The organism is Marinospirillum sp., assembly GCF_014859565.1.
The window spans coordinates 1-8,993 of record NZ_JACUUA010000134.1; the positions used below are offsets into that span (position 1 = coordinate 1).

Annotated in this window: 7 protein-coding genes and 1 pseudogene; 7 read left to right on the plus strand and 1 reads right to left on the minus strand. The window is 52.0% G+C overall.

The window, feature by feature from the left end; genetic code table 11:
• Window positions 1–370: HDOD domain-containing protein (locus IBX50_RS14130; RefSeq protein ID WP_292256881.1), on the plus strand; the 370-nt coding region annotated here is incomplete at its 5' end.
• Window positions 371–383: 13 nt separating this feature from the next.
• Here the strand turns inward: IBX50_RS14130 and IBX50_RS14135 are convergent.
• Window positions 384–1,403, minus strand: a complete 1,020-nt coding sequence (locus IBX50_RS14135; RefSeq protein ID WP_292256883.1) for a succinylglutamate desuccinylase/aspartoacylase family protein — start codon at window positions 1,401–1,403, stop codon at window positions 384–386.
• A 96-nt stretch (window positions 1,404–1,499) separates the two neighbouring features.
• Between IBX50_RS14135 and IBX50_RS14140 the strand changes: the two genes are divergently transcribed.
• The 6 genes and pseudogenes from IBX50_RS14140 to IBX50_RS14165 all read left to right on the plus strand — a co-directional run bounded on the left by IBX50_RS14140 (window position 1,500) and on the right by IBX50_RS14165 (window position 8,825).
• Window positions 1,500–1,802 carry a hypothetical protein gene (locus tag IBX50_RS14140; protein WP_292256885.1) on the plus strand — a complete coding sequence of 101 codons (303 nt, stop codon included), beginning with the start codon at window positions 1,500–1,502 and terminating at the stop codon, window positions 1,800–1,802.
• A gap of 15 nt (window positions 1,803–1,817) precedes the next feature.
• Window positions 1,818–2,474, plus strand: a pseudogene (locus IBX50_RS20760) (cache domain-containing protein); the annotation flags it as partial.
• A gap of 21 nt (window positions 2,475–2,495) precedes the next feature.
• Window positions 2,496–3,977 carry an EAL domain-containing protein gene (locus IBX50_RS20765; RefSeq protein WP_366930732.1) on the plus strand — a complete coding sequence of 494 codons (1,482 nt, stop codon included), beginning with the start codon at window positions 2,496–2,498 and terminating at the stop codon, window positions 3,975–3,977.
• An 84-nt stretch (window positions 3,978–4,061) separates the two neighbouring features.
• Window positions 4,062–4,805: a DUF481 domain-containing protein gene (locus IBX50_RS14155; RefSeq protein WP_292256888.1), complete on the plus strand. Its 744-nt coding sequence runs from the start codon at window positions 4,062–4,064 to the stop codon at window positions 4,803–4,805.
• Window positions 4,792–6,666, plus strand: coding sequence for a TIGR00341 family protein (locus IBX50_RS14160; RefSeq protein WP_292256889.1), 1,875 nt, complete (start codon window positions 4,792–4,794; stop codon window positions 6,664–6,666). The genes IBX50_RS14155 and IBX50_RS14160 overlap by 14 nt, the downstream gene beginning before the upstream one ends.
• Before the next feature lie 122 nt (window positions 6,667–6,788).
• Window positions 6,789–8,825 (plus strand): methyl-accepting chemotaxis protein, encoded by a 2,037-nt coding sequence (locus tag IBX50_RS14165; RefSeq protein WP_292256890.1) that lies wholly within the window; start codon window positions 6,789–6,791, stop codon window positions 8,823–8,825.
• Window positions 8,826–8,993 lie beyond the last annotated feature (168 nt).

Sequence of the window (8,993 nt, forward strand, 5' to 3'; positions counted from 1 at the left end):
TCAGGAAGCCAACCCCCATGTACCACCCATGTATCTGGAACGCTTCCTGTTTGGTATCACTCGTGAACAGATTGCCAGTTACCTGTTCACCACCTGGGGTCTGCCCAATGAGATGTGTGTAGCGGTTCGTCAGCAGCACAACCCTCATTACACTGGCCCTCATTTTAAATACGCCAACCTGCTGTATCTGGCCAATCAGTATTTGATTCCTCAGTGGGAGCAGAATCTGGTTCGTATTCCGTCTGCAGTGTATGACCGTTTACAGCTCGACCCGGAAGAAGCTCTGGCTGCCCGTAAGGAGCTGGATGAGTTGCCGAACGAGCAGATGGATGAACTGGCAAAACTGCTGGAAACCAGTACCCGTCGCTGATCAGGCATCCGTATCAGGATAGCGGGGCGTAGTCAGTCTGGAAACTTTCCACAGCCTGCTCCGCCTCCTCAATGGCCTCAAAACGTGCCACATGAAACAGCGCTTCTCCCTGGTTGGCTAGTGGCAGATTGCTCATGCCAATAACAATACCATCACTGGTGGCACGAACCTCCTGCTCCTGCTTGCCGAATGGATCAGCCACCCAGCCCAGAATCTGCCCTTTGACCACGCGTGTTCCCAGCTCCACTCTGGGACGATGGATGCCATCAATCGGTGCTCTTGCCCAACTGGAACCATGGGCAACTTCGGCTCCCGGTCGCTGGCTTGCCTTGCGTTGTGCCGTCAGCATTCCCAGATGCCGCATTACCCGCAGTACTCCACGGACTCCGGCAGCAATGGCCCACTCGTCAAATCTGAGTGCCTCCCCGGCTTCATAAGTAATAACCGGAACCTGACGGCTCTGGGCATAAGCACGCAGACTGCCTTCTCTTAACTCCGCATTCAGAATTACTGGTGCACCAAAAGCTTCCGCCATGGCATCAGTTGCCGGATTTTTGTGCAGTTCAGCACGTATTTGTGGCAGGTTGGTGCGATGGATGGCACCTGTATGCAGGTCGATGATATGAGTGGCCTGATCCACCAGGCTGGTGCGGAACAAGGCGGCAATTCGTGAACCCAGTGAACCACTTTCACTGCCGGGGAAACAGCGGTTCAGATCCCGACGATCCGGCAGGTAACGGCTCTGTTGTACAAAACCGAACACATTCACAATCGGTACTGCCAGCAGGGTGCCGCGCAGGTGTTTTAATGCTGATGAGCGCAGCAGGCGGCGTACAATTTCCACCGCATTAATTTCATCCCCGTGAATGGCACCACAGACCAGCAATACTGGCCCGGACTGGCGACCGTGTAACACTTCCACCGGAATATGCAGTGGTGCATGGGTATAGAGTTTTGCAGCGGGGAGGTCGATCTGGACACGATGACCGGCAGCAATCCGGTGACCGGCCAACTCAAAGGGTGGGCGAGCCATCAAAAATCCTCAGCAGGGGGCTTTCTGCTGCTAGTATGCCAGAAGGCAAGTGATTTACCATGTCGACTCATCAAACGCAGCAGGTAGAGATAAAACATGTCCGTGATTTCACCGTCTCGTCTGCTTCGGCTGATGGTCGCCGGGATGCTGGGTGGCGTATTGCTGGTCACTCTCGGTATTGCTGGTTACCAGAGTTATCAGGCACATCAGCAGTTGCGTGAGCAGCGGCAAGAGACACAGCAGCAGGAACTGGAAGAGTACCGGTTGCGGCTGGAATATGAGGTGGATGCATTACAACACTACCTGAATGACCATCTGGGGCAGGCAGAAAACCTGCTGAAACAAATGGCTCAGGAACAGGTTGATGCCGCTTTTGCCGTGGCAACAGGCATTTACTAGGCTGCACATAATCAGCTCTCAGATCAGCAGATCCAGGAATTAATCATTGCCAGCCTCCGCGACATGCGCTTTTTTCAGGGGCGTGGTTATATCTTTATTGATGGTATGGATGGTGAGTGTGTTTTGCTGCCTATTGCACCCCATCTGGAAGGAACATCCCTGTGGGACAATCAGGATGATCATGGTTATTACATCATGCGTGGGCTGGTTGAATCAGTCAGCAATCCTGAAAAACGCGGATTCTCACGTTATCGCTGGTATCGTCCCGATCGCCCTGATCAGATGGCTGAAAAAATTGCCTATGCAAGGCAGTTTGAGCCGTTTGACTGGTTAATTGGCAGCGGTGATTATATTTATCAGATGGAAATGGATCTGCTGGAAGTTGCATTGCGTCGTATTGAAAACCTGCATTTACCAGCGGAAGGGTATATTGCGGTACTGGATGAGCAAGGGCGTCTGTTAACCAGCAATGCATCGCCTTCAGATCTGGGCAAGTTGCCACAAGAAATTGATGATTTACATCAGCAGGAGCTGGTGTTGCAGTTTCTGGATATGGCTCAGCAGGGTGGTGGTTTTATAGAATATTTCTGGAATCGACCCGGTTATGACGGACAGTACCGCAAGTTGTCCAGAGTGGCCTGGGTGCCTCAGACCCGTTGGGTCATTATTGCTGGTGGTTATCCGGATCTGCTGGTGGAACAACCCTCAGAAGAATGGCGCTGGCTGCAGGGTTTTCTGCAGGAATTCCCTCGTTTAATGACCCCTCTGCTGGTGATTGGCCTGGTTACACTGCTGGCTGTGCTGGTTTATGCCCGCTGGTTGGGGCGGTTGCTGGCACACTACCAGGACAATATCAGTGAACAGCAAACCCGGCTGCAGCAACTGGCCGAGCGAGACACCCTGACCGGTCTGCCCAATCGCTGGTTATTGGGGCAGCGCCTGTTAAAAGCCATGGATCGGGCGGCAGCACAGCAGGGGCAGTTGGCACTGTTGGTGCTGGATGTTGATCGTTTCAAGAATATCAACGACTCTCTTGGGCATTCGCTGGGTGATAAAATCCTGCAAATATTGGCACAGCGACTGGAGAAGGTGCTGCCGCCCGAGTTAACACTGGCACGGATGGGTGGTGATGAGTTTGTGCTGTTGAGTGAACAGGCCGGGCAGCTCAGTCAGTTGGCAGAACTGGTACAACAACTGCTGGATGCCATCAACCAGCCAATTCAGGTTGAATATCACCAGCTGGTGATGACTGCCAGTGTGGGTATTGCACTCTATCCGGATCACGGCATTAATCAGGAAGTGCTGTTTCGTCACGCCGATACCGCCATGTACCAAGCCAAAAGCCGAGGCAGAAACCGCTTCTGTTTTTACAGTCGGGAAATGGGTGAGCAGGTGGTCGGGCGGCTGCAACTGGAAAATGATTTACGCCTTGCAATTCAGAAAGAACAACAGCTCTATCTGGTGTACCAACCCCAGTGGGATATCCTCAGCGACAAGATGGTCGGTTGTGAAGTACTGGTGCGCTGGAAACATCCACTCAAGGGTTTGATCCCACCGGATGAATTTATCCCTCTGGCAGAAGAAACCGGGCTGATATTACCTCTGGGTCAGTGGATACTACGAACCGCACTGGCACAGGCACGCCTGTGGCGAGACCAGCAATTGCCAGATTTTACACTGGCAATCAACCTGTCCACCGCACAGTTGAATGTTGACCTGCCACGCCAGATAGCTACCCTGCTGCGCACTTATGAACTGCCCGCCAGCATGCTGGAACTGGAAGTGACAGAAACCCTGCTGATGACCGCACAGGAAGAAGCTACAGCTCTGCTGGGTGAGCTGAAAAAAACGGGTGTGCGCATTGCGCTGGATGACTTTGGTACGGGATATTCCAGTCTTGCTTACCTCAGTCGCCTGCCGCTGGATGTATTAAAAATCGACAAGTCTTTTGTTGATGGTCTACCGGATCGAAAAGATGACGTGGTGATTGCCCGACTGATTATTCGTATGGCGGCACAGCTGGGAATGATCACTCTGGCAGAAGGTGTGGAAAATGAACAGCAGCTCACTTTCCTGAAAGAGGCTGGCTGTCACCTGATGCAGGGTTATTTGAAAGCCAGACCGCTGTTACCGGATGAAGTGGCGGAATTAATACGCTCCAGAAAGGACTCATAAGTGTCGCCACAAACCAACGCTTGGGTGATAAATTATTCTTTATCAGACTAATACTTTGAATTGAAAAAAGGTATCTGGTTTCTGATGATGTTGCTTAAAACCCTCCGTATTTCACCCTTGTTGATTGGCCTTCACAGTTTGTTTGTTTTACCTGCGCTGGCCGATAATCCTATAGACTGGCGGGCAGAAGCCCAGCTGGGTTTTGTGGATAGCCGAGCACAGCAGCAGGATCGCACCATCAATGGTCGTTTGCGTCTGCAGTCAGAAAGTGAGTTCTGGCGCAACGATAGCCGCGCACAGCTGCTTCATACCCGAACTGATAACAAAACCACCAAAGAAAACTATATTCTCAGCCATCAGGTGGATTACCAATGGACTGAACAGGTGTATTCACTGGCATCCGGGGGTTATGAATATAAACGTTTTGCCACGTTTATCCGGCAATATGATCTGCTGGCAGGTATGGGTTACCGGATGTATTACACGGATCGCACTGAGTGGGATCTGGAAGCGGGTCTGGGTGTGAAGTTCACTGAACGTTATGCCGCTCCTTACGAAAAAGAGCGCAGCCTGCTGAGACGAGCCGCCAGCAAGTGGTCACAGGATCTGACGGAAAACATCAGGCTGCAGCAGGAAATCATTTATGATGATACAGAAGATGCAAGTGAGTGGAGATTGCTGCACAGCCTGGCAGTCCGTGCCAACCAGTATTTTTCTCTAAGTTTCAGCCATGAGTGGAAACGGCTGGATGACTCACTCACGAATGATCAGCAGATCGACACAATAACCTCATTAAACCTGGTGTTTGACTGGAATGGAAAACGATGAATGGGTGGTTTTGTATGCTGCCGATCAGGAAGCAGAATTACAGCAGGTTGTTTTACCGCTGTTAACGGACAGGACTGTTCTCCCGGTTGTCTGGGATACAGAGCAACCACCTGAGTTGTCTGCAGGAAGCAAACTGTTGGTATGGCTGGGTGATGGTGCGCTGAGTGAACTGATTCCTCTGGCTGCAACTCAGGGCTGGAAATTGGCACTCTTGCCACATCCGGAGATGAGTCAGGCGCAGCGAGGCTTAAACCTGCCCACCAGAATGACTGAGGCATTACAACAAATGGATCTGGAGGGTGAAGGCACTCCGGTTGATTTGTTGTTTTGTAATAACCGACCGGTTTTTAATGCCGTCAGTGTGGGTGACCCTTTTGGTTTGTTGTCCTTTCGCCAGGGTGAGACTTTTCAAGGGCGTTGGCAGCGTTTTATTCGTCTGGTGATGAGTCTGGGTGAGGTTCGGCTGCGTGCTTTTACCCTGACCACCGAAAAAGGTAAAACCCTGGAGACTGCCGCGCTGGGTATGGTGGCGGTGGCACGAGGTGATGCCAGTCCTTTTACCCGCAGAGTGGTGGAAGAAGAGGACGACCATAAGCTGAACCTGCTGATCCTGTCACCCCGCAGTGTGATGGAAGCCTTGCGTTATCTGTTTGTCTCCATGCTGCCATTTTTCACCGCCCACTCCAGACTGCCAGATTTTCTGGGCAGGATTAAAAGTCGTACAGTCACCATTAATGCCCCCCAGCCGGTGACCTGTATTGTGGACGGTCATCGCTTCAAGAGTGACTGCATTGAGTTGCGGGAAGAAAAAGCCCAGCTGATCCTGCTGAATACCGGGATGTCAGTGGCAGTGTCCGAAAACACCTCTCCCAAGGAGGTGTTTCGTGTACAGGGTTTGCCGAGCGGTGAAGCCCGACGAGAGTTGCTGGCTTATCCTTTACCCTGGATACATCACGCGGCCACGGAAGAGTTCAAGGATCTGTTCCTGATCCTCAAGGATAATGCACGAGCATCCGAGTCCTATCTGACACTGATGGTGTTATCCACATTGCTGGCAATTACCGGACTCTTTTCCAATTCGGCACCGGTCATTATTGGTGCAATGATTCTGGCACCCTTAATGGCACCCATCATTTCTTTATCCATGGGGGTGCTGCGACAGCATGAACAGCTGGTTATGGAGAGTGGACGCTCCCTGTTGCTGGGAGTGGGACTGGCTTTACTCTGTGCCACGGTGATGACCTGGATGACTCCACTGCAAACCATCAATGACCAGATTGCTGCACGGCTTAGCCCAACATTGCTGGATTTGGGGGTGGCTATTATCTCAGGCATTGCCGGTGCTTATGCTCATGCCCGGGCAGAAGTGGCAAAAAGCCTGGCTGGTGTTGCCATTGCTGTCGCCTTGGTGCCACCACTGGCGGTTGCCGGGATTGGTATCGGCTGGTTTGACTGGGCGGTATTCTGGGGTGCCTTCCTGCTGTTTTTGACCAACCTGGCCGGTATTGTACTGGCAGCCTCGCTGACCTTTCTGGTGCTGGGTTTCAGCCCATTTAAACTGGCACGTATAGGGTTGGGCGCTTCTCTGGTTGTTGTGGTGCTGATCAGTATTCCGCTGATGTTGAGCTTTTCGCGTATGGTGGATGAAAACCGGATTATCCGACAGCTGGAAGGACAGGAAGTGCTGGGTGTCAGGCTGCAAGAGGTTCGAGTCCGACCCGGCACACCTGCCTATATCTCGGTGAAACTGCTGACTGATCAGCCCGTTACTCTGGTGCAGGTGGATGCCATCAAGCAGGAGCTGGAGCGGCAGTTGGGGCACCCGGTACTGCTGGAGGCCAATGTGGCCTTGCTGAGATAAAAAAGCCAGTTCTTTGTTTTCGGTGACTGTACAGGCAGAAAAGTTACTTGCCTTGTAAGGGGTGAAGGGCTTATATGATGCGTTGGATCAATATAAGTCTGCTTTTTCGATGAAGGAAAATTATGCTGTCGCAGCTGAATATGACTCGTAAACTGATGTTTACCCTTTTACCTCTGATTCTGGTGATCCTGCTGGGTATCCTGCTGTTTATACGCCAGACCGTTGAGCAGACATTTACTGCAGAAGTTATGGAAACTGCCGAAGAGCTGGCACAAGGGGAGGGTCGGCGACAGCTGGAAAGCCTGATGCAAGATCTCAGTGGTGTGGAAGCCCTGGCGAGTGTGTTTAATACCAAGGATCAGTTCCCGTCTGGACAGCGTCGTAACATTTTTAATCATGTGCTGCAGTCTTACCTTTCGGAGCGTGAACATCTGCTGGGTGCCTGGACCCTGTGGGAACCCAATGCACTGGATCGCCGTGATGCATTCCACCGGGATATTGAAGGCCATGATGCCACAGGTCGTTTTATCCCCTATTGGTTCCGGCAGGATGGACAGCTTCAGGTTGAAGCGCTGGTGGATTATGACGTGCCCGGCGCCGGTGATTATTATCTGCTGCCGAAAAAGCTGCAGAAACCAGTGATTCTTGATCCCTATATTTATTCCGTTGGTGGCAAAGATGTGCTGATCACTTCGTTAGTGGTGCCAATCATTGCCAATAATGAGTTTCTGGGAGTGGTGGGTGTTGATGTAGCGGTGGACAGCTTGCAACAACAAGTGGCAAGCGTCAGCCATCATGGTGGTGTCAGCGCACTGTTTGGACAGCAAGGCACGGTTGTAGCGCATCCGGATGCCGGTCGACTCGGAAAACTGATGCAGGACAGCGAGCGAGACTTTATGGGAGCTGAGCTTGGTGCTGCAACAGCGGCAGTGAAAGCCGGGCGCCCTTATCTGACCCGGATGCATAACGCACTTTTTGGTGAAGAAACCCTGATCGTTTTTGCACCGATACCCCTGGGTAAAGCCGAGGGAAGTTGGTCTTTTGCCATGGCCATGCCAATGAGTAAGGTACTGTCTGATGTACGCAGTATCATCAATCAGGTGATGGTAATTGGTGTGATTGGTTTATTGCTGGTATTGGTCGTGATTTTGCTGGTGGCAAGAGGTATTGCGCGCCCACTGGATCTGGCGGCCAGAGCGATGGAAGATGTTGCCAGTGGTGAAGGTGATCTGACTCGCCGTCTGACTGTAAAAGGCAGTGATGAGGTGGCACGACTGAGTAAAGCATTTAACACCTTTGCAGAGCAAATCCGGCATCTGGTTTCACAACTTGCCGATTACAGCCAAACCCTGGCAAGTACTTCAGCCCAGCTGGAGCAGACCAGTGGACGCGCTTCACAGGGTGCTTTGCAACAGCGTAACGAAATTGATCAAGTGGCTGCTGCGATGGATGAGCTGACGGCTACTGTGCAGGAGGTGGCAGGCAGCGCTCAGCGTGCATCGGATGCCACCCGTGAAGGACGGCAGGAAGTGGATCAGGGTAGCCAGGTGATTGAAGGGGTGGCAAAAACCATCAGCGGTCAGGCGGATGAAATTGAAAAAACTGCCCAGAAACTGGCACAACTGGAAGATGCCAGCACCGAGATTGAAGCAGTGATCACCACTATTCAGGCGATTGCAGAGCAAACCAACCTGCTGGCACTGAATGCTGCAATTGAGGCCGCACGTGCCGGTGAACATGGCCGAGGTTTTGCGGTGGTGGCTGACGAGGTACGCAGTCTGGCGACCCGTACACAAAGCTCCACAGAGGAGATCAGTGCCACCATAGTGAGATTGCAGAACACCACCCGTGAAGCCGTTGCTGCCATGGGAGTCAGTAAAAAACTATCTGAGCAGAGTGTCAGTTCTGCACAGATCGGTCTGGATGCATTGCAGCGGATTGCCCAGCAGATGCGCCAGATTGAAGACATGAATCTGCAGATTGCCTCCACCACGGAAGAACAATCCGCCACCACCGAAGAGCTGGCGCGTAATACCAGTCGCATCGGTCAGTTGGCTGATGAAGCAACACAGGGTGCCAATGAAACAGCAGAAGGCAGCCGGGAAATTGAGCAGCTGGCGCAACAACTGAATCAACTGGTTGGGCGATTCAAATTCTGAGTGAAATCATAAGGTTTTGGCCAAGTCATAAAAAAGGAGTGGGGAATGCAGGGTCTGGGTTTGTTGTTGCAAAGACGTTTCGGACCCTTTTTTGCAACTCAGGCATTGGGTGCATTTAACGATAACGTATTCCGTTTTGCGTTGATGTTTACCCTCACCTTCACTGCA

What these genes read in the sequence shown, in the direction of transcription:
- IBX50_RS14160 (WP_292256889.1), top strand. Translation starts at nt 4,792, where the DNA reads ATGGAAAACGATGAATGGGTGGTTTTGTATGCTGCCGATCAGGAAGCA.
- IBX50_RS14165 (WP_292256890.1), top strand. Translation starts at nt 6,789, where the DNA reads ATGCTGTCGCAGCTGAATATGACTCGTAAACTGATGTTTACCCTTTTA.
- IBX50_RS14140 (WP_292256885.1), top strand. Translation starts at nt 1,500, where the DNA reads ATGTCCGTGATTTCACCGTCTCGTCTGCTTCGGCTGATGGTCGCCGGG.
- IBX50_RS14155 (WP_292256888.1), top strand. Translation starts at nt 4,062, where the DNA reads ATGATGTTGCTTAAAACCCTCCGTATTTCACCCTTGTTGATTGGCCTT.
- IBX50_RS14135 (WP_292256883.1), bottom strand. Translation starts at nt 1,403, where the DNA reads ATGGCTCGCCCACCCTTTGAGTTGGCCGGTCACCGGATTGCTGCCGGT.